The sequence below is a fragment of the Streptomyces polygonati genome (assembly GCF_042650325.1).
Lineage (GTDB): Bacteria > Actinomycetota > Actinomycetes > Streptomycetales > Streptomycetaceae > Actinacidiphila > Actinacidiphila polygonati.
Map to the genome: position 1 here is coordinate 326058 of NZ_JBHSBB010000001.1, position 19953 is coordinate 346010.

The following is a 19953-nucleotide window of genomic DNA, read 5'->3' on the forward strand; positions in this document are numbered from 1 at the left end:
CGGCGGCCTCCCCGCCGCCGGACCACTGCCCTAGGCACTGCTCCAGGCGAGCGCGACGGCGAAGAGGGCGAAGGCGAGCACGATGACGGCCACGCGGACGTAATGGAACCGGTCCCAACGCCCCACCTGCCGCTTCCAGTCCGCGGGCGCGCCCTCGCGCGACCAGGTCGCGACCCGGGAGTTGATCGGCACCAGCAGCAGGACCGACATCACCACGCTCAGCACGAGCAGCGCGGCGCCCGCCGCGATGGCCGGCGCACCCGCGCCGCCCCACGCCAGTGCGGCCCACACCGCCGCGAGGACGACCGAGCCGATGTACCAGAACGGCATGACCCGGCCGAGCACGCGCGCCCCGTCGCTGCGGGCGCCGAGTCCGCCGTCGTCCGGGAGCCGGTCGAGGATCGGGTTGACGAACACCGCGACCGCGAACTCCACACCCACCATCAGTCCGACCACGACGACCGTGCCGACGGCCAGTACGTCCCGCATGTCCCCTCCCGAGGCTCGTCCTAGCGGCGCTAGATTCCGATGCGATACTGGACGTGCCATCGCTCGATTGTCTAGCGACGCTAGAATCCACTTCGCTCCCTTGTCCCTCACTTTGGTTCACTAGTAGACTAGGGAACCAGTTGAGCAAGGGAGGCAGGATGTCACTCCTGGAAGACGGCGGGCCGATCTTCGCCCAGATCGCCGCCGAGTTGGCGAACCAGATCGCCGACGGCACCGTGGGCGAGGGAGAGCGCGTCGCGTCGAGCAACGAACTCGCGTCGTTCTACCGGGTCAACCCGGCCACGGCGGCGCGCAGCCTCACCGTCCTGTCGGACGAGGGCCTGGTGGAGAAGCGCCGGGGCGTCGGCATGTTCGTCGCCAAGGGAGCGCGCGAGCGGCTGGTACGCGCCCGGCGGCGGCGCTTCGCCGACCGCTACGTACGGCCGCTGGTGGTCGAGGCGGCGCGGCTCGGGATCGGGCTGGACGAACTGCTCGGTCTGGTGCGCGAGGAGTCGGCCTCGGCCGAGGTGACCGTGGGAGGCGAGGCATGACGCGGGCGCTCTCGGTGGCCGGGGTCGGGCGCCGCTACCGTGGCCACCAGGCGCTGGCCGATGTCACCTTCACGATCGACTCACCGTGCATCGCCGGACTGGTGGGCCGCAACGGCGCCGGGAAGACCACGCTGCTGCGCATCCTGGCCGGCCAGGAGTTCGCCACCGCCGGGAGCGTGCACGTCTTCGGGGCCCGGCCGTTGGAGAACGACGCGGTGCTGCGCCGGATGATCCTCGTCCGGGAGGACCAGATATACCCCGATCTGAAGGTCAGGCACGCGATCGCGGCGGCGTCGCTGCTGTACCCGAACTGGGACGCCGACCTGGCCGGTGCCCTGCTGGACGCGTACGAGCTGCCGCCGAACCGGCCGATCAAGAAGCTGTCGCGCGGCATGCGGACCGCGCTCGGCATCATCGTCGGACTGGCCGCCCGCGCCGAACTCACCTTGTTCGACGAGCCGTACGCGGGCCTGGACGCGGTCGCCCGCACGCTCTTCTACGACCAGCTGCTGGCCGACTACACCGCCCACCCGCGGTGCATCGTGCTCTCGACCCACCTCATCGACGAGGCCGCCGCACTCCTCGACCGTGTCCTGGTCATCGATCGCGGCCGGCTGGTCCTGGACTCCCCCACCGACGACCTGCGCGGCGCCGCCACGACCGTCACCGGCCCGGCCGGCGGCGTGGAGCGGTTCGTGGCCGGCCGTACGACGCTGAGCCGGCACACGATGGGCTCGCAGACCAGGGCGGTGATGGTCGGCCGGCTCGACGAACGCGACCGGGAGTTCGCCGACCATCTGCGCCTGCGCCTGGAGGAGGTCACGCTCCAGCAGCTCGCGGTCCACGCGGCCGAACTCCAGGACCGACCCGGCCCCACGACAGCGAAGGCATCCTGATGCGGCCCACCGCGCTCGCCACCGTCGCCCGCTATCTGCTCCTCGACCGTGTCACCTACGTCGTACTGCCCTGGACATGGGCGGCCTTCGGCTTCGTCCTCGACGTGGTGGTCCTGCGCCTCACCCCGGCCAGTCACACCGACCACCGCTGGGTCGGCGGGCTGGCGGCGGTCTTCGTCGTGGTGTTCGTGGTGGGCGTGCAGTCCGTGGCCCGCGCGCTGCCGTTCGCCCTGACCCTCGGGGTCAGCCGGCGTACGTACTTCCTCGGCGCCACCTCACTGGCCCTCGCCCTGGCCGTGTGCTTCGGGCTCGTCGTCACCGCCGGTCAAGCCCTCGAACGGGCCACCGGCGGGTGGGGCATGAACATGGCGTTCTTCCGGGTCCCCTACCTCCTCGACGGCCCCTGGTACCTGTCGTGGCTCACCGCGAGCACCACCTTCGTCCTGCTGTTCGTCTACGGGATGTGGTACGGCCTGGTCTACCGCCGCGCCGGGCTGGTCGGCAGCGCGGTCTTCGGCGCGCTGCAGCTCAGTGTGCTGGCCCTCGCCGCGATCGTCACGACCTGGCTGCACGACTGGACCCACCTCGGCCATCTCCTCACCACCATCACCGTCACCGGAATCACCGGCATCCTCGCCGCCGCCGCGGCCGTCATGCTGGCCGGCGGCTTCGCCACCATCCGCCGTCTGACCGTCTGACCGTGACCGTGTGACCGCGAGGGCAGCACTGAGGGCGAGCACCTGAGTGCTCGCCCTCAGCCGGGCCGCGTCCCGCTCAGGACCGCTCAGCAGCGGGTCCGCGGCGGGCGCCTACCGGTGTCGACCGGGGTCACTTCGCGTGGTGACCGTGATCCGAACCATGGCCGTTTCCGTGGCCGTTTCCGTGGCCGGGATCGCGCCGCGCCGGTACGACCTTGATGGTCTTCGAGGTCGTGATCGGTGCGAGTGAACTGCCGTCGGTGTAGGGGCGCATCGAGTCGTTGGTCACCGACACGGTCACCGAGCCGCCGCGCAGCGCGGTGAGCACCCGGGTCCGCGGGTCGAGGATCGCGACCTCGCCCTTGCGGCGGGCCTCGTCGACGGCCGCCTTCCCGCTGCCGATCGCCAGGTCGGACGAACCGCCCCAGTCGACCGACATCGGGTAGCTCAGCGGCACCACCCGCGTGCCCGTCGCCACGCCCTCCGGCTGCACGATGCTGCCCGAGAGCTGCGCGGTCCCGCCCGCCTGGACCGTGGCCGGGGTGTTGAGCGTGATGGACTGCGCGAAGGCCCGCACATCGGCGTCGAGCCACTGCTGGTCCGCGTTCTTGCTCGCGTCGACGGACCAGTCGAGCCACCCGGTGAAACCGCCGCGGTCCGGCGTGCCGTACGGGTCCTTGCCCGACGACGGCAGCACCACGTAGGGGACGCCCTCGACACGGTGGACGTTGGCGACCTGGGCGTGGGAGCCGACCATCGCGGCGCCCTTGCCGGTGGAGTCACGGAAGTCGGTGAGCATCTTCTCGATGAGCGCGACCTCGTCGCGGTCCCCGAGCTGGCTGGCCTTCGTCTCACTGGGGTCGTCCACCGGGTGGTGGGCGAACACCATGACGTTGTGCACCGTCGGATCCTTCTCGGCGTCGGCGAGCGCCTTCTGCATCATCGGGAGCTGGTCCCACGCGGTCCCGTGCAGCGTCCCGAGGGAGCTGGCGAGCAGGATGAACCGCGTGCCCTTGTGGTCGAACGTCCGGTACGGCTGGCCGAACTGGGCGGTGAAGTTCGTCAGGTCGGACTGGACGTTGTTGAGGCCGTAGGACTCGTGGTTGCCCGGCACGTAGTAGCACGGGATCGACCCGGCCTTCGGGTTCGGCGTGCTGTACTCCGCCGGCTCCTGGCCGACCGGGATGAGGTCGCAGCCGGCATCGGTGAGCACCTGGCGGGCGAGCGCGAGGTCCTGCGGCAGGCCGCGGTCGGTGATGTCGCCGTTGAGCACGATCAGGTCCGGGTGGGTCGTGCGGATCCGCTCGATGGCGGTCGTCGCGACCTGGGACAGCGCCGGGTTGTCGGCCGTGAACTGCACGTCCGACAGGGTGGCGAACTGCCAGGTGCCGCGGCCCTGGGGCAGCGAGCCGTCGTCGGAGACGAGCGGGTCGGCCTGCAGGGCGGGCTGGGCGGGCAGGTCGATCGAGGTCGGGACGTCGGCCTCGACGCGGTCCAGGACGAAGGTGCCCGCCTTCTGCTGGGCGACGCTCGTGTTGATGCCCTGGAAGCCCGAGATCGAGATCGGGAACGCCGTGTTGGCCGGCAGCGTGAACGTCGCGTACTGCCAGTCGTCGCTCGCGGTCAGACCGGTGCCGTAGACGCCGTTGCTCTTGCCGTTGGTGTCGCTGTAGGCCAGGTAGGTCAGACCGCTGGGCACATCGATGTCCGACTTGATCCGCACCCGCAGCCGCAGCGGCTGGCCGGGCACCGCGATGCGCTGGGCCGCCGACGCCGCCGTGATGCCGACGTTGCGCATCGCGTTGAAGTCGATCCGCAGGCCGTCGGGGTCCACCGAGAACTGCGTGGCCGCGGTGCTGTTGTTGTGCCAGCGGGCGAGCACGTCGTCGTCGAAGTCGTAGACCGTCTTGGTCTGGACACCGACCGTGATCGGGAGCTGGACGGACTTGCCGCCGGCCGAGACGGTGAGGATCGTGCCCGCGTTGGCGAGCGGGGTGATCTTCAGCTTGCCGTCCACGGCCTGGATGCCGACGACGCTGTGGTCGTAGTCGAGCGAGAGGTCCCGGGGGTCGATCGGGGCGGTGTAGCCCTGGTCGTCGCGGCCGGTCACGGAGATGGTGGTCGCGTCGTCGGGCGTCACGTCGGCGATCGACAGGCGCTGGGAGGACAGCTCGACACTGCTCAACGGGTCGAGGACGGTGACCTTCTGCTGCGCCCGCTCACGGCCCGCCCGGGCGTCGACCGTGATCGCGCCGCGCGGCGCCGCCTTGGCCGGGGCCGTGAGAGTGCCGCCCTTCACGGACGCCCCGGGCGCTCCGGACACGGACCACCGTACGGACTTCGGGTCGACCGTCACCGGTGTCTGGTGGTTGTCGGTGCCCTCGGCGACGAGCGCGCGGTGCAGTCCCGGGAAGACCTTCACGCCGCCGTCGGCCGCCGCCCCGCCCGGCGCGGGCTTGATGAGGAGCTGGTGCAGCTTGCCGTCGCCCTTGGCGACGAACACCCCGACGCCGTTGGGGTCGCTGCGCTCGGAGCCGTCGGACGGGACGTTGCGGACGGTCGTGTCGTCCTCGCCGAGCGCCCGGGCGACCATCGTGGTGGAGCCGCCGCCGTCGAGGTTGACGGCGGTCTGCACGCCCATCGCGGCGAGGTCGCTCGCCTCCTTGTCGATCCCGACGCCGCCCTTGCCGGTGCCGCCCGGGCCGTCCCAGGTGGCCAGCACGAGCGAGTGGCCGCCGTCCTTGAAGCCGAGCGCGGTGCGCGGGGCGATCGAGGTGTCGAGGCCGCTGACGACCTTGCCGCCGGAGACGATGGTGCCGCCGTCGCCGAGCGCGAACTTCATCGTCTTGGCAACGTTGTCGGCGAGCGCGTAGCTGAGCGCGGCCGGGTCGCCGGGCTTGAGCGCGCGGATCGCGGTCGCCGCGGCGCCGCGCCCGACGAGCACGAAGCCGTCGGCCGGGATCGTGCCCGAGCCCGCCGGACCGCTCGGCGTGACCGACACGACCGAGCCGTTCTCGACCAGGACCTCGGCGATCTGGTCGTTGGCCACACCCGTCAGGCCGCGGTTGCGGCTGTAGTCGCCCCACGCGGACGTGAACGCGATCAGGCCGTCGGCCGGAACCCCGCCGCCGTCCGCCGCGTTGAGCGACAGCACCTTGTGGTCCGCGCCCGCGAAGTTCGCGGACGTGTCGACCGTGAGGTCCACGAGCTGGGCGATGCCGTCGTCGCTTACCCCGACATGGTCGCGGCCGCCGATGTCGGCGCTCTTGAGGACCTTGCCGTCCTGGACCTCGCCGCCGAGCGGGGCGTTGGAGTTGCCGATGTCGAAGAACTCGCCGTTGACGCCCGCGACGGCGCCGGCCTTGTTGGCGGCCGCGCTGAGCGGCCCGCCGGACGCGACCGGTCCGGAGGTCAACAGATTGGTGCTGACCGCGCTGTTGGACAGGTCGACGCTCAGGTACTGGGCGTCGTACCAGCCCTTCTGGTCGAGCGCCTTCACATGCCGCAGGTCGATCCCCGGACCGATCTTCTCGGTCGTGTTGACCAGGGGGATTCCGCCGGTGACCGGCGCCGGCCGGCTCTGGCCGCTGTTCGCGTACGCGACGCCGGGGACGACCGAGAACGCGGTCGCCGCGACAATTGCCACAAGTAGTGGCCTTGTACACCGATGGTTCAGGACCATCAATTTCATGGAAACCTTCGCTCAAGAGATGATATCGGGGCAGCACCCCGCTATGCCCAACTCGATCAAGGGCGCGTCATCGATTAAGAAGATCGACCAAGAAGCGAGGAAGGCTCCGTCACGAGCATTCGGTGAACCCTGGCGGAAGAGGGGGTCGCGTCTGCCGGTCGGTCAGGAGATCGGCGCTCCGGTCCCGCGGGGAGGCCGCCGACCGCGCCGGAAGTGGCCGGGCCGGGAGCCCTCCCGGTCGGATCGTGGCGCGAGTGGGCGCCGGTCAGCGGGAGGTGTCCGGGCGTCAGCGAAGAGGTGCCGGGGCGTCAGCGCGCCGCGACGCGCGGGAAAGACAGGCCGGGCCGCGGGCTGGAGGTGGTCACCGGTCCACTCGTGGAGCTTGTCAGGGTTCCTGGGCCGGTCCGGAAGGCAGGGACACGGCGTCGTCAATCCCCCTGGGCGACCCGCTGAGCCAGCCACACGTCGAAGGTCTGCCCGCCCCGGGGTCCCGGGCCGCTCGGGAGCAGTCCGTCGCCGATGATGGCGGCGCCGGTGGCGCCGGGCATCTTCACGGGCAGCACCAGTCGGCGCTCGTGCCGGGCCCGCAGCACCCGGCGCACCATGTCGACGAGCTGCTCGACCTGCGGTCCGGCGAGATCCGGGGCCATGCCCAGCGCCGGGGCCCGGACCAGTCGCACGAGATGCTGGGCCACCTCCCGGGCGGCGATCGGCTGGGTGCGCATCCGGGGCACCACCGCGAGCGGCTTCGGCACCCGGTCGAGGACCTGTTCGGCGAACTCGTGGAACTGGGTGGCGCGCAGCACCGTCCACGGTGTCCGTCCGCCCTTCAGCACTTCCTCCTGACGCAGCTTTCCCTGGTAGTAGCCGAGGCCGACCCGGTCGATGCCGACGATCGACAGCGCGACGTGGTGCCGCACACCGGCCCGCTCCCCGGCGGCCAGAAGGTTGCGGCCGGCACCGTCGAAGTACGCTACCGCCTTCCTGGCGTTCGTGGTCGTCACATTGCTCACGTCGACGACCGCCTCCACGCCCGCCATGGCGGCGTCGAGCCCCGCGCCCGTCACCAGGTCGACGCCGAGCGACCGGGACAGCGCCACCGGCTCCAGCCCCGCCGCGGCCAGTTCCTCGACCACATACCGTCCGACCGTCCCGGTTCCGCCCGCTACCGCTACCCGCATGCCGTGCCTCTCCTTCGTGTTCGTATTCGGATGGGTCATCGCGCGCCGCCGCGCCAGTGCGCCCGGATCTCCCTGTACAGCCCGGTCGCGGCCAGGAGGCCGAGGCCGGCGGCTCGGATTCTCGTGTTCATGCCCTGATGACGAGACAGCGCCCCCGGATGTGACATGGGCCGCGTGCTGGGCCGGCGGCGGGCCGCCGCGGCCGTCGGGGATCAGCCGCCCGGACCGTCCGGGCCGGCCGAGGCGATGGCGCGCGCCGCCTCCACCTCCTGCCACAGGCCGCCGAGCGCGCCCTCCTCGACTCCCCCGGCCGGGACCGGTGCCGGGACGGGCCGCTGGTGCGATCGCACCTGGCCCGCCAGCTGGCGGAGCTGCACCTCGATCGCGGTCACATCCGACGGCGCGGGCGCGGGAGCTCCGTGGTTGGCACGGACCCGCGCTGCCGTCGTCGCGTCGACGATCCGCTCGACGGCGACGACCAGCGGCAGCCAGGCGGCCGCCCGCGGCCCGGTGGGCGGCGGTTCGGCCAGGGCCCGCTGGAACTCGGAGCGGACGACGGACAGGGCGCGGTAGACGCGTCGCCGCATCCGGGCCCGGGCGGCCTGGGCGTCATCGCTGGGCGCACCGGGCGCGAAGGCGCTGGCCAGGTACTCGGCCGCGTCGTCGACCGTGTCGGCCAGCCGGTCGCCGATCCGCGTCCGCCAGCTCTCCGGCCACAGCAGATAGCCCAGCACCAGGACGATGGCGCAGCCGATCAGGCTGTCGATGAACCGGGCGAGGACCAGGCCGACGCCCTGGTGGCTGAGGAGATCGGTGAGCACCAGGACCACCGGTGTGATGGACGCCGTCTGGAATCCGTACCCCTTGGCCGACACCGCGGGGATGAGCCCGGCGAGGACGGCCATCACCGGCACGTCCCACCAGCCCCGTTCGACGTTCGATACGACGGCGGTCGCGACGACCAGGCCCAGCACGGTGCCGATCGCCCGCGTCACGGCTCGGGAGAAGACCGAACCGAAATCGGGTTTGAGGACATAGGTGACGGTGACGGCGATCCAGTACGACCGCGGGAGCGCCGCGACCGACACCAGTGTCTGGGCGATACCGATGCACAGCGCCAGCCGCAGCCCGTACCGCCACGAGGCCTCGGACAGCAGTGCGTCGGCGGCGGCGCGGCGGGCGCGCAGCCGCAAGGCGGTGGGTCTGCCGAGCAGGTCGGCCGCGCCGTCCGGCGCCGGGGAGTTCTCGCCCACCACTGACGCGGCGTGGCGCAGCGCCGTGTCGACGGCACGCTCGGCGGGGGTGCCGGCGGGGGGCAGGGCGCGCGGCCGGCCGGCTCCCCTGCCCTCGGCGACCGCGTCGGCCAGGTCTCTCACCGTGCCGGGAATCGCCGGATCCGCGGCGCGGTCCGGCAGCCGCGCGGCTGTCGCCGCCTCCACGAGCGGGGTGACGGCATTGAGCTGCGCCAGCAGCCGGAGCCGCGGACTGCGGTCGCCGATGTCCCGGGTGCGGCGGGAGAGAATGCTGTCGTACGCCTCGTTCATCGACATCGTGACGGCCTGCCGCCGCACGTCGTAGTCCTCTTGGCCGGCCGCCTCCAGCAGATCCGCCACCGCGCGGTAGCTCCGGGCGACCGCGTCGCGTTCCGGGGCGCCGCGCCGGAACGGCCAGCCGGTCAGCGTCAGCGCGAGGACGAACGCCCCGCCGAGCGGGAACAGCAGCGGCGCCGCCCAATGCGGTTCGGGAAAGACGACTCCGGCCCCCAGCACCGCGTTGAGCAGGAACAGCAGCCCACAGAAGGAGGCCACCGAGCCGATCGAGGAGATCATCCCCGACACGAGGGCGACCAGCGTCAGTGTCACGACGGTCACCCAGCCCCGGTCACGGACCAGGATCCCGAGGGCGATACCGGCCACGCCGAAGAGCTGCGGGACCGCGATGTTCAGAACCCGCAGCCGGTAGGCGTCCGCGCTGTCGCACAGCACCGCGAAGACGGCGCCGATGTCCACCAGCGCGCCGTAGGCGGGCCGGTGGACTGCCATGCCCACCGCGAGCGGTACGCCCAGTGCGACGGAGGCGCGGGTGACAGCCGCCCAGGGCACGGGCGCCGGCCGGGGACGGACAGCGTCCAGCAGCCACCCCGGCGGCGCCAGCCGCGCGGCAGCCCCGCGCCATCTCCAGCGGCGGCCGGACTTCGAACCGTCGGGATCGCCCATGTCCCCCACCCTGCCGTACCCCGGATACGGCGGCCCCCTTCTGCCCTCACGACGCATCCGACCGTCGAAGCCGTCACCCGGGAGCCGCAACGCTACTGGCGGCGCGTCATCCGGGGAATCGCGGACCTACGCCTGCGCGCCGCCGGGAATGGAGACGTTGCTCCCTCGACGGCACTGCCCCATGCTCGATGTCCGAACCTCGGAGGGCTGTTCTCATGATCTCGCTGACCGCGCTCACGGGAGGCGCCGTCCTGGGCGTGATCTCCGCGCGTTCCTGGGTGCGGGTGGCACGCTACTGGGGCGATCCCACGGCGCGTCCGTCGCCGATGGCCCTGGCCCGGCTGGCCGGACCCGCGGCCAAGCGGCGGCTCGCGCGGGGTTCCCTGCTCGATTCGGTGTGCCTGAGCGGTCTGACGCTGCTGTTGCTGGGAGGCGCGTGGCTGCCCCGGCATGGGGCCGCCGACCCACGGAACCCGGTGGCGTTCGCCGTGGCCCTCGCGGGACTCGCGGTCTTCCTCGGCGGCTGTCTGGGCCAGATCTCGCTGGTGTTTATCGGCAGGCCCCTCTTCGTCCTGCCCAAACACGCCCGGGGCGACGACGCGGACACAGCCGGGCGCCGGCCCGGCCCGCAGAGCGGTTCGTCCGCTGGACAAGGAGCCGCCGTGGCGCCCACGTCACTGCCGTACGAGCAGGACGGCGCAGCCGAGATCCTGGTGTTCCGCGACGAGGCGGACTCCTACGCCCGACTGCGCCGCTACAAGGTCTACGTCGACGGCAAGCGTGTGGGGGATCTGCGGAGGGGGGAGAGCTGTGTGACGTCGGTGGCTCCGGGTGCGCACACCGTCCAGGTCAGGATCGACTGGTGCGCGAGTCCGGTGTCCTCCGCCGACGTGGCCCGCGGCGACCGGCTGAGATTCCTCTGCGTGGCCCGGCCCGGAGTCGAGTCCGGCCCCACCGCGATGTTCCGGATGCGGCACGATTTCCTGCTGCTGCGTTCCGTTTGAGCTTTGAGAGGCGAGCGAGGCGCCGGCCGCGAGCCGGCCGGCGCCCGTTCACGCAGCGGGTCCCGGCGGCACGCCTCAGCTGAGGTGCTTCGCGATCTCCCAGCTCGCCGCCAATTCGATGTCACCGTTGATCCGCACGTCGATCACGACCGGGCCCTTCTCGACGGCCAGCGCCTTGTCGATCTCGCCGAAGTCGTCGGGCGTGCGCACGGTGAAGCCCTTGGCGCCGAAGCCGGCGGCCAGCTGGGCGAAGTCCGCCTGCGGGGTGTCGGCGTAGGAGGGGTTCAGTTTCTTGTGGATCAGGTCGTGCTTCTCCTGGCCCACCGCGTTGTCGTTGAAGACGACCACGGTGAGCGGCAGCTTGTGGCGGACCGCGGTCTGGAAGTCGGCGACGTTCATCATGAACGAGGCGTCCCCGGTCGTGTGGGTGACACGTTGTCCGGGCCGTCCGAAGCACGCGCCGATCGCGATGGCGAGTCCCTGGCCGATGGCACCGAAGTCCCAGCCGACTTCCCAGTTCTCGGCGCGGGGAACGGTGAGGACTTTCGTACAGACCATCGCCGCGTGACCGCCGTCCAGCACCAGGACGCGGTCGTCCTTCGGCAGGGTGTCCTCCAGGTATTGTGCCGCCCGGCGGGGATCGACCGAATCCCCGTCCTCGTACGACACCTTCCACGCGTTCCGTTCCTGGATCTGCTGCTGGAGCTGGGTATTGGGCCGGCGCGCTTCCGTGGTGGCGCTCAGCCGGTCCGCCAGCGCGCCCACCGCTGTCCGGGCGTCGGCTGTCATGCCGATGGCGACGCGTGCGAACCAGCCGAAAGCCTCCGGCCGGCTGTCGATATGGATGATCTTCTTGCCGTTCTTCAGCAGCTTGCCGAAATCCGTCGTCCATTCGTTCAGGCTGGCTCCGACGACGACCATCACATCGCTGTCGGCGAGGGTGTCCACCGTCAGATCCGAGCCCAGTCCGCCGCTGACTCCCAGATACAGCGGATAGTCCGCGCAGAATCCCGAGGCGAGCAGGGAGACTCCGACCGGCGCGCCCAACTGCTCGGCCAGTCTGCGGACCTCCGACTCCGCCGTCGCGTTGACCGCGCCGAGTCCGCACAGGATCGTCGGCCGCCGCGCGGACGCCAGCAACCGGGCGGCCTCCTCCACATCCTGCGCACGCGGCGGCTGGAGGGCGTTGGAGCGGTACATCGACTCGTACGCCCAGTCAGGATCGTGCATGTCCGCCTGCTGGATGTTCTGCGGCAGGTTCAGGATGAACGGTCCCTTGCGTACCTTCACCTGGCGGAACGCCTCACCGAGGCAGTAATCCACATTGCGGACCGAATCCAGCCGGACGTTCGCCTCCGTGGTGAGTTTGGCCAGTGCGACCTGGTCCACCATTCCCTGCGGGTCGTAGGGATCGTGGAAGGAGGCGTGCCCGGCGAGCACCAGGAGGGGTGTGCGGTGCAGCCGGGCTGCCACCAGCGAGGTGGTGGCGTTGGTGTAACCGGGTCCCTGGGTGACCGACGCGAGGCCGGGCTTGCCGCTGAAGCGGGCGTAGCCGTCGGCCATGGCGACCGCGCTGCCCTCGTGGTGCGCGTGCACGAATTTCACGCCGTGATGTTCGCCCAGGTCCACGATCAGATCCTGGTTCGCGTCACCCATCACGGCGAACAAGCGGTCGAGCCCCTCGGCGGCCACTGCGGCATTGACAGCCTGGAAAGCCTTCATCGAAGTTCCCCTTCGGTTCGCGTCGTTCTGCCACCAGAGGTCAATACATTCGGTCGCGGCGATTTCCGTCAGACCATAACCGACGACAGTGGACAGGGGATCGACGACACGTTCTCCGGCGGGAAGACAAACGGGCGCCCCGGTCGAATTCAAGGCCTTTTACGACGGGCGCCGGCGATACCGGAGTATCGCCGGCGCCCGTCCGCCCGGGCTCAGCCCATCCCTTCGAGCCGCTGCTGGGTCAGCAGCTTCTCCAGCATGTCGGCCGCTTTCGCCGCGCCGCCGGCGGCGCGCACGGTCCGGCTCATGGCCGCCACCCGCGGGCGGAAGGACTCGGCTTCGGAAACCGCGTCGCGCAGCCCCTGCACCGTGGGCTCGGCCAGCGCCTTGCCGACCTGGAGCGCCTCCGCCCGCCGGGCGATCACCCGCTGTTCGGGAATCTGCGGCACGGCCACGAACGGCACCCCGTGGTAGAGCGCCTCCATGGTGGAGTTCATCCCGGCGTGGCTCAGGAACGCTTTCGCGTGCCGGAGCACCGCCACCTGCGGCACCCGGGCGTGCACCTCGAAGTTCCCCGGGACCGGGCCCAGCGACTGCGGATCCAGCGCGCCGATCGCCATCACCACCTGCCAGGCGGTGTCGCCGAACGCCTCGACGCACAGCCGGTAGAACTCCGGGCGTTCATTGAAGACGGTTCCCAGCGAGATGAGCAGCACCGGCGCGTCCGACCGGGGGCTCCATTCCTCGGCCACCTGCCAACTGCCCAATGACGGACCGACGAAGTGGAACCGTTCGTCGAACGTCTCCCCCGACAGCTGGAACTCCCGGGGGATGAACACCACACTCGTCGGCGCCACATAGCCGAACATCAGATTCGGGTCGTCCAGGAACTTGTGCCCCTGGGCGAACTTCCCCATCTCCTGGATCGCCGCCACCAGCCGGGGATGCGTGTGGTCGAAGTCGGGCGGCAGATACACCTGCGTCGCGGAGAAGGACTCGTTCTCCGCGAAGGTCGGCACCAGGGAGATCTCGTGCACCCCGAGCAGATTCGCCAGCATCCTTCCGGTGAAGGTCACCGAGTCGTAGCACACCGCGTCCGGCCGGTCCGCCGAGAAATGGTCGGACAGGACCGGAAACGAGGCGCGCGCGTCGGCCAGGAAGTACTCCAGCGTCACAGCGAGCTGGTCCGCGGTGAATTCGCCCCGCGCGCCCATGTCCGGCGGCAGTTCCGAGGGCAGGACGACCGGCGTCGCGCCGGCGGCCAGCGGACCGTCCATGGTGGCAGGCCCTGTCGCGTAGCTGACCCGGTGACCGCGCCGGACGAGTTCCTCCACCAGCGGCAGCGTCGGGTTCACATGACCGGAGGCGGGCGCGCTCACGAAAGCGAAGTGGGCCATCAGTTCTCCTCCAGGATGACCGGGAGCGTCTTGTGTCCGTTGGTGAAGAAGGACCCCAGCGGCTCCAGCTCCGAGGAGGGCACGGCCAGCCGCAGCCCCGGGAAGCGGGAGAACAGCGCCGACAACGCCGTGGTGGCCTCCAGCTTCGCCAGCGGGCTGCCGAGACAGAAGTGCACGCCGTGCCCGAAGGTGAGGTGGTCCTGCCGCGAGGGCCGGGTGATGGTGAACTCCTCCGCGTCCGCGCCGTGCTGCGCCGGGTCACGGCCCGCCGCGCCGAACGACATCAGGATCGCCTCGCCCTTGCGGATCTCGATGCCGTCCGCGGAGATGTCCTCGATGGCGTACCGCAGCGGCAGGTTCGGAACCGGTGCCTGCCAGCGGAGGGTCTCGTCCACCACGTCGTCCCACGTGCTGGCGCCGGAGATCACCAGGTCGAGCTGCGCGGGGTGGGTGGCCAGCGCGTGGATGGCGTGGTCGAGCAGGTTGACCGTCGTCTCGAAGCCCGCCGAGATGCTCAGCAGCAGCGTGTCCAGCAGCTCCGCCTCGGACAGGCGGGTGCCGTCCGCCTCCTGGGCCGCGATCAGGTCGCTGGTCATGTCGTCGCCGGGGTTCTCCCTCTTGGCGGCCACGAGTTCCTTGAGCAGCATGTACAGCTCACCGGACGCCGCCTGGACGCCGGCCGGATCGGCGTCCAGGCTGAACACCGCGTCCACCAGCCGCCGCAGGTCCGCGCCCTCCGCCGCGGACACCCCGAACAGGCCGCTGATCACCTGGATCGGCAGCGGGAAGGCGAAGGCCGAGCGCAGGTCGACCGGCTGGCCCGGCGCCGTCGCGGCCAGATCCTCGATCAGCGCGGCCGTGATCGCCTCGACGCGCGGCCGGATCGCCTCGATACGGCGCGGGGTGAACGCCTTGGCCACCAGGCTGCGCAGCCTGGTGTGGTCGTCGCCGTAGGCGGTGAACATGTTCTTCATCGCCACCCACATGATCAGCGGCCAGTCCGGTGGGACGTCGCCGTCGCGCCAGGTGGGCCAGTGGCGGTTGGCGTCCTTGGATACCCTGGGGTCGAGCAGCAGCTTCTTGGCCAGTTCGTGCCCGGTGACCGCCCAGGCGTGGATGCCGCCGGGCAGCTCGACCGGGGTGGCCGCGCCGCGCTCGCGCAGGTTGGCCGACTCGCCGAAAATGTCACTGCCGGACGGGTCGATCACATAGGCGTCGACCGGCACGATCCTCGCCCGCACCGGCTGGGTGACGGTCGTCGTACCGCGCGGCTCGGGCGGCTCGGTGATCTCCAGCAGGGTCGCGGTGAACCGCGAGCCCATGCCGAGGCCGATGGACATGACCGTGTCGCCGGGCTTGAGGGTCTCGTCGTGCAGCAGGTGGTCGATGCCCAGCAGCTGGTCGCACGGCCCGACATGGCCGAGTTCGCGCAGCATCGGCCAGGTGGTGCGGCTCAGGTCGATGCCGAGCGGCTCCAGCACGACGACCTGGAGTTGGGCCAGGCCCAGGCCGGTGACGACGAACCGGGTGATGTCGGCGATGTTGACACCGGCTTCCTTGGCGGCCTGCTCGACCGCGCTGACCAGCGCCTCGCTCATCAGCGTCAGGTACGGTGCCAGGCCGGTGACCTCGATCGGCGTGCGGTCGCGGTGACCTTTCGGGTCGGGGATGGTCGGCGTGGCGAGGACTTCCATCTGGGTCGCCGAGCTGTTGGCGGTCGCCACCAGCCGGGCCCGGCCGCCCTCCCTGTTGAGCACCGCCGACACCGCGCCGTCGGCGAGGAAGATGCCGATGGTGGGCTGCCAGCGCTCCCACCGGGGCGGCAGGAAGCGGGCGGTGGCGGTGACGAGCGTCGCGGTCGCGCCGGGGTCGGCCACCAGGTGCGCGGCGGCGGACTGGAGCGCGGCGGAGCCGCCGTTGCTGGTCGCCTCGACCTCGTAGACCAGGGCGTGGCCGAGGCCGAGGACGCGCTGAAGGTGGCAGGAGGGCGCCATGTGGTCCCGCGTGTCCATCTGGGCGTAGGCGGCCATGGAGATGTCCGCCCCGCTCAGCCCGGCCTCCTGCAGCGCTCCGATCGCCGCGTGCACGGCCATCGCGTGCTCGGTGACGTCGGCGGACTGGGTGAACGATACGAAGTCCGACAGCGCGAGCAGCCGCCGCATGGTCTCGGTGGCCGGCACGGCATCCGTCGCGAGCGTGCGTGGCGGCAGATGTCGGCCCGTCCCACCGATGTAGACGTCATGCCAGATCATGCTCGTCCCTTTCTCTGAGGTCGGATAACCCGGCGCCGTATCCGCTGAAATCGAGGAGCCACGTACTGATCGCCAGCGCCGTGGCCGCGGAGTGCTTCTCCAGGACGGTGAAGTGGTCGCCCGAGACGGTGATCATGTCCTGGGCGGTGGTGGACAGCCGGGGCCACGAGCGCTTTTCGGTACTCACCAGCAGCACCGGCGCGGTGACGGGCTTCGGCGGGCCGGCCAGGTCGAGATAGCGGCCCATCGCCACGAGGCGGTCGTCGTCGATCGGCTGGACCTGGTGCTCGGCGTCGAGCATCCCGGTGAGGACGCCCGGCAGGTCCTCGGGAAAGCCCTCGATCAGCACCACGGCGTGCGGGCGGGCCCCTTGCCGTTCCAGCTCCCTCGCGGTCTCCAGCGCCAGCCACGCGCCGACCGAACGGCCGACCAGCACCGGGTTGGCGACGGTCGACGCGGCCTCGGCGAGCGCCTGGACCAGGACGTCGGCGTCCGCCGGCAGCGGGTCGCCGGCGAATCCCGGCAGGGTCACCACCGAGACGTCGCGGGTGGCCTCCAGCGCGGCGGCGAACCGCCCGTACTCCTCCGTCGCGCTGGAGGCCAGCGCGGAGGGCAGGCAGACCAGCGACGGCTGGAGGAAGCCGGCGCCCAGTTTGACCGCCTCCGAGGTGGGCGTCTCGGTGCTCGGGCTCAACCGGGAGGCGGTGGCGAGCAGTTCGAGACCGTCCGGGGCGCGGCCGACCTCGACGGCCTTGCGCAGCAGCCGCTCCATCGGCCCGGTGACCCGGTTCTCCGGCGCGCACAGCTGGCCGTACAGATGGTTGGCGAGCTGCGCGGGCGTCGGGAAGTCGAACACCGCGGTCGCCGCGAGCTGGAGCCCGGTGGCGGCGTTGAGCCGGTTGCGCAGTTCGATGGCGGTCAGCGAGTCGACGCCGTTGTCGCGGAAGGCCTGCCGCGGGTCCTCGGTGCCCGCGGTGCTCTGGCCCAGCACGTTCGCGCTGTGTGTGCTGATCAGGTCGAGCAGCAGGGCGCGCTGCTCCGGCTCGGGCAGGGAGTTCAGCTTCCGGACCAGCTCTTCGGGTCCGGTCCCGGTGACCGGTTCGGCCGTGCGCCGCGGCCGGAGGAGTCCCCGGAACAGCGCGGGCGGGGTGCCCATCGCGGCGAGGTCGAGGTGGACCGGCACCAGTGCCGGCCGTCCGCCGGCCAGCGCGGTGTCGAACAGGTCGAGGGCCAGCTCGGTGGAGAGCGGCAGCATCCCGGTCCGGGCCAGCCGTCGGTGGTCGGCCTCGGTGAGATTCCCGGTGATGCCGCTGGATTCGGCCCAGTAGCCCCAGGCCAGCGAGGTGGCGGTCAGATTCCGCGCGTGCCGGTGCTCGGCCAGCGCGTCCAGGAAGGCGTTGGCCGCGGCGTAGTTGGCCTGCCCCGGACCGCCGAACACCCCGGAGGCCGAGGAGAAGAGCACGAACGCCCGCAGATCCATGCCCTTCGTGACCTCGTGCAGATTCCACGCGGCGTCGACCTTGGGGCGCAGCACCCTGCCGACCTGGTCGGGCGTCAACGACCCGACCACGGCGTCGTCGATCACCCCGGCGGCGTGCACGACGACCCGCAGGTCGGTGATCGTACGGACGAGGCCGTCCAACGCCTCGCGGTCGCCGGCGTCGCACGCGGCCACGGTGAGGTCGACGCCCAGCTCCTCCCGGAGCCCGGGCGGCTCGACGCCGGTACGGCTGACGAGGACCAGCCGCCGTACGCCGTGCCGGGCGACCAGGTGCCTCGCGACCAGGACGCCGAGGGTTCCGGTGCCCCCGGTGATCAGTACCGTGCCGTCCAGGGGCCCGGCCGTGCCGTCCGCCACCGGCTTGACCAGCCTCGGCACCAGGACGGTCCCGTCGCGCAGCGCGATCTCGGGTTCGCCCTCGCTCACGGCGGCGCGCACCGCGGCGGGGATCGCCTGCCGGGACGCGGCCGTACCGTCGAGCCCGACGGTCAGAATGCGCCCGGGGTTCTCGGTGTGCGCGCTGCGCAGGAAGCCGCGGGCCGCGGCCGAGGCCAGGTCGTTCCCGGTGAGGACCACGAGCCGGGCCGGAGTGTCGGTGGCCAGGAACTCCTGGACCCGGCCGAGCAGTTCCCCGGTCACCGCGTGGGTGGCGGCGACCGGGTCGCCGGCGCCGGTGACCTCGTGGAAGACCACCTCGACGTCCGGGCCTTCCGGTGCCGTCAGCGGGGTCCAGTCGACAGCGAACAGTGTGTTCGGCTGGCGCTTGGCGGCCAGGCCCGCCAGTTCGAAGGGTCGCAACACGATCGCGTCGATGGTCGCGACCGGCGTGCCGGTGGTGTCGGTGAGCCGCAGCGAGTACGTGTCGGGGCCGGTCGGGTGCAGCGCCACCAGGACCGTGCCGGCCGAACCGGTGACCGACACGCCGGAGAAGGAGAAAGGCAGCCGCGCCAGGCTCTCGCCGGGGTCGCGGGCACCGGCCGTGATGGCGGTGAGCAGGGTCAGCGGTTGCAGGGCCGCGTCCAGCAGCGCGGGGTGAAGGCGGTAGCCGGTCAGCTCCGCGGGTTCCACGGGGAAGCTGACCTCGGCGTAGAGGTCCTCGCCGTGCTGCCAGATTCCGGTGAGCCCCTGGAATGTGGGCCCGTAGTCGTAGCCGGCCGCGGCGAGCCGGTCGTAGAGGGTGCCGATGTCGATCGGTACGGCGTCGGCGGGCCTCGGTTCGGGCCGGTCCGTGCTGGCCGCGGCGGAACCCAGGACACCGGTCGCGTGCCGGGTCCACTCGTCGGGCTCGGCGGACGTACGGGAGTGGACGGTGACGGGCCGGCCGCCGGCGCCGTCGGGCGCGCCCACGGTGACCTGCACATGCACGCTGTCGCGGTCGGGCAGCAGGAGCGGTGCTTCGAGGACCAGCTCAGTCAGTACCGGACAGGCCACCTGCTCGCCGGCCTGGACGGCCAGTTCGAGAAAAGCGGTCGCGGGCAGCAGGGCGGAGCCGAGCACGGTGTGCTCGTCGGACCACGGATGCGTCGACTTGGAGAGCTTCCCGGTCAGCACCACGCCCTGTCCGTCGGGGAGTTTCACCAGGGACCGCAGCAGCGGGTGGTCCAGCGGATCGAGGCCCTCGGCCGACGGTTTCGGGAGGAGCCAGTAGGGGTCGTGCTGGAAGGGATACGTCGGCAGCTCCGCCCGCGCCGCCCCGGCCGGGACCGGCAGCATCCACGGCGCCCCGGCCACCCACAACCTGCCCAGCGCCGCCAACAACCGCTCCGGCTCATCATGACCACGCCGCATCAACCCCGACGCCACCAGACCCGGATGCGGACCCACCTCCACAAACCCCGTCACCCCCTGCCCCACCAGCCAGTCCACCGCATCACCGAACCGCACCGTCTCCCGCACCTGCCGCACCCAGTACAACGGATCCGCCATATCCGCCGGCCCACCCACCACCGACGACACCACCGGAATCACCGGAACACCGAACGACACCCCCCGCACCACCGCCTCGAACTCACCCAGCATCGGATCCATCCGAGCCGAATGAAACGCATGACTCACCGCCAGCCGCCGCACCTCACGCCCACGACCCCGCCACACCTCACCAACCGCCAGCACCGCCCCCTCATCACCCGACAACACCACCGCATCAGCACCATTCACCGCCGCAACCCCCACCCCCGCAGGCAACGACCCCACCACTTCACCCTCCGACGCCCGCACCGACACCATCGCCCCACCCGACGCCAACCCCTGCATCAACCGACCACGCGCCACCACCAACCCACACGCGTCCACCAACCCCACAACACCCGCCACATGCGCAGCCGCCAACTCACCCACCGAATGCCCCACCACAAA

The 19953-nt window shown here is 71.4% G+C and carries 12 protein-coding genes; 4 read left to right on the top strand and 8 right to left on the bottom strand.

The features are described 5' to 3' along the window. Positions 1 to 30: 30 nt before the first annotated feature. Complete coding sequence (locus ACFO3J_RS01340; RefSeq protein ID WP_386425046.1) at positions 31 to 489, bottom strand: anthrone oxygenase family protein; 459 nt, start codon at positions 487 to 489, stop codon at positions 31 to 33. A gap of 158 nt (positions 490 to 647) precedes the next feature. Between ACFO3J_RS01340 and ACFO3J_RS01345 the strand changes: the two genes are divergently transcribed. The 3 genes from ACFO3J_RS01345 to ACFO3J_RS01355 are packed head-to-tail and all read left to right on the top strand — an operon-like array spanning position 648 to position 2634. Continuing rightward, positions 648 to 1040, top strand: coding sequence for a GntR family transcriptional regulator (locus ACFO3J_RS01345; RefSeq protein WP_386425048.1), 393 nt, complete (start codon positions 648 to 650; stop codon positions 1038 to 1040). Beyond that, a complete protein-coding gene (locus ACFO3J_RS01350) occupies positions 1037 to 1936 on the top strand; it encodes an ABC transporter ATP-binding protein (protein WP_386425049.1) in 900 nt (299 codons plus the stop codon). Before ACFO3J_RS01345 ends, ACFO3J_RS01350 begins: the two co-directional genes overlap by 4 nt. Further along, positions 1936 to 2634: a hypothetical protein gene (locus ACFO3J_RS01355; protein WP_386425052.1), complete on the top strand. Its 699-nt coding sequence runs from the start codon at positions 1936 to 1938 to the stop codon at positions 2632 to 2634. The genes ACFO3J_RS01350 and ACFO3J_RS01355 overlap by 1 nt, the downstream gene beginning before the upstream one ends. A 130-nt stretch (positions 2635 to 2764) precedes the next feature. Here ACFO3J_RS01355 and ACFO3J_RS01360 read toward each other — a convergent pair whose 3' ends face one another. From ACFO3J_RS01360 to ACFO3J_RS01370, 3 genes are all read right to left on the bottom strand, one after another. Then, positions 2765 to 6280 (bottom strand): phosphodiester glycosidase family protein, encoded by a 3516-nt coding sequence (locus tag ACFO3J_RS01360; RefSeq protein ID WP_386425054.1) that lies wholly within the window; start codon positions 6278 to 6280, stop codon positions 2765 to 2767. A 473-nt stretch (positions 6281 to 6753) separates the two neighbouring features. Beyond that, entirely contained in the window at positions 6754 to 7506 is a 753-nt protein-coding gene (locus ACFO3J_RS01365; RefSeq protein ID WP_386425057.1) for an SDR family oxidoreductase, read from the bottom strand. Between the two features lie 212 nt (positions 7507 to 7718). Beyond that, a complete protein-coding gene (locus ACFO3J_RS01370; protein ID WP_386425058.1) occupies positions 7719 to 9722 on the bottom strand; it encodes an FUSC family protein in 2004 nt (667 codons plus the stop codon). Between the two features lie 215 nt (positions 9723 to 9937). On the opposite strand from ACFO3J_RS01370, the gene ACFO3J_RS01375 reads away from it, so the two are divergent. Continuing rightward, positions 9938 to 10726, top strand: coding sequence for a hypothetical protein (locus tag ACFO3J_RS01375; RefSeq protein WP_386425061.1), 789 nt, complete (start codon positions 9938 to 9940; stop codon positions 10724 to 10726). 75 nt (positions 10727 to 10801) lie between these two features. Here the strand turns inward: ACFO3J_RS01375 and ACFO3J_RS01380 are convergent, their stop codons facing one another. The 4 genes from ACFO3J_RS01380 to ACFO3J_RS01395 all read right to left on the bottom strand — a co-directional run bounded on the left by ACFO3J_RS01380 (position 10802) and on the right by ACFO3J_RS01395 (position 19950). After that, complete coding sequence (locus tag ACFO3J_RS01380; RefSeq protein WP_386425064.1) at positions 10802 to 12448, bottom strand: thiamine pyrophosphate-binding protein; 1647 nt, start codon at positions 12446 to 12448, stop codon at positions 10802 to 10804. Positions 12449 to 12660: 212 nt separating this feature from the next. Then, positions 12661 to 13845, bottom strand: a complete 1185-nt coding sequence (locus tag ACFO3J_RS01385; protein WP_386425067.1) for a macrolide family glycosyltransferase — start codon at positions 13843 to 13845, stop codon at positions 12661 to 12663. Further along, positions 13845 to 16097 carry a cytochrome P450 gene (locus tag ACFO3J_RS01390; protein WP_386425070.1) on the bottom strand — a complete coding sequence of 751 codons (2253 nt, stop codon included), beginning with the start codon at positions 16095 to 16097 and terminating at the stop codon, positions 13845 to 13847. The genes ACFO3J_RS01385 and ACFO3J_RS01390 overlap by 1 nt, the downstream gene beginning before the upstream one ends. Next, the gene (locus ACFO3J_RS01395) at positions 16084 to 19950 is read right to left on the bottom strand and encodes an SDR family NAD(P)-dependent oxidoreductase (protein WP_386425085.1); all 3867 of its coding nucleotides are present in this window, start codon (positions 19948 to 19950) and stop codon (positions 16084 to 16086) included. The genes ACFO3J_RS01390 and ACFO3J_RS01395 overlap by 14 nt, the downstream gene beginning before the upstream one ends. Positions 19951 to 19953 lie beyond the last annotated feature (3 nt).

Excerpts from the sequence above, each read along its gene's own strand:
- ACFO3J_RS01350 (WP_386425049.1), top strand. The coding sequence starts at position 1,037 with ATGACGCGGGCGCTCTCGGTGGCCGGGGTCGGGCGCCGCTACCGTGGC.
- ACFO3J_RS01375 (WP_386425061.1), top strand. The coding sequence starts at position 9,938 with ATGATCTCGCTGACCGCGCTCACGGGAGGCGCCGTCCTGGGCGTGATC.
- ACFO3J_RS01370 (WP_386425058.1), bottom strand. The coding sequence starts at position 9,722 with ATGGGCGATCCCGACGGTTCGAAGTCCGGCCGCCGCTGGAGATGGCGC.
- ACFO3J_RS01365 (WP_386425057.1), bottom strand. The coding sequence starts at position 7,506 with ATGCGGGTAGCGGTAGCGGGCGGAACCGGGACGGTCGGACGGTATGTG.
- ACFO3J_RS01390 (WP_386425070.1), bottom strand. The coding sequence starts at position 16,097 with ATGATCTGGCATGACGTCTACATCGGTGGGACGGGCCGACATCTGCCG.
- ACFO3J_RS01340 (WP_386425046.1), bottom strand. The coding sequence starts at position 489 with ATGCGGGACGTACTGGCCGTCGGCACGGTCGTCGTGGTCGGACTGATG.
- ACFO3J_RS01355 (WP_386425052.1), top strand. The coding sequence starts at position 1,936 with ATGCGGCCCACCGCGCTCGCCACCGTCGCCCGCTATCTGCTCCTCGAC.
- ACFO3J_RS01385 (WP_386425067.1), bottom strand. The coding sequence starts at position 13,845 with ATGGCCCACTTCGCTTTCGTGAGCGCGCCCGCCTCCGGTCATGTGAAC.
- ACFO3J_RS01380 (WP_386425064.1), bottom strand. The coding sequence starts at position 12,448 with ATGAAGGCTTTCCAGGCTGTCAATGCCGCAGTGGCCGCCGAGGGGCTC.
- ACFO3J_RS01345 (WP_386425048.1), top strand. The coding sequence starts at position 648 with ATGTCACTCCTGGAAGACGGCGGGCCGATCTTCGCCCAGATCGCCGCC.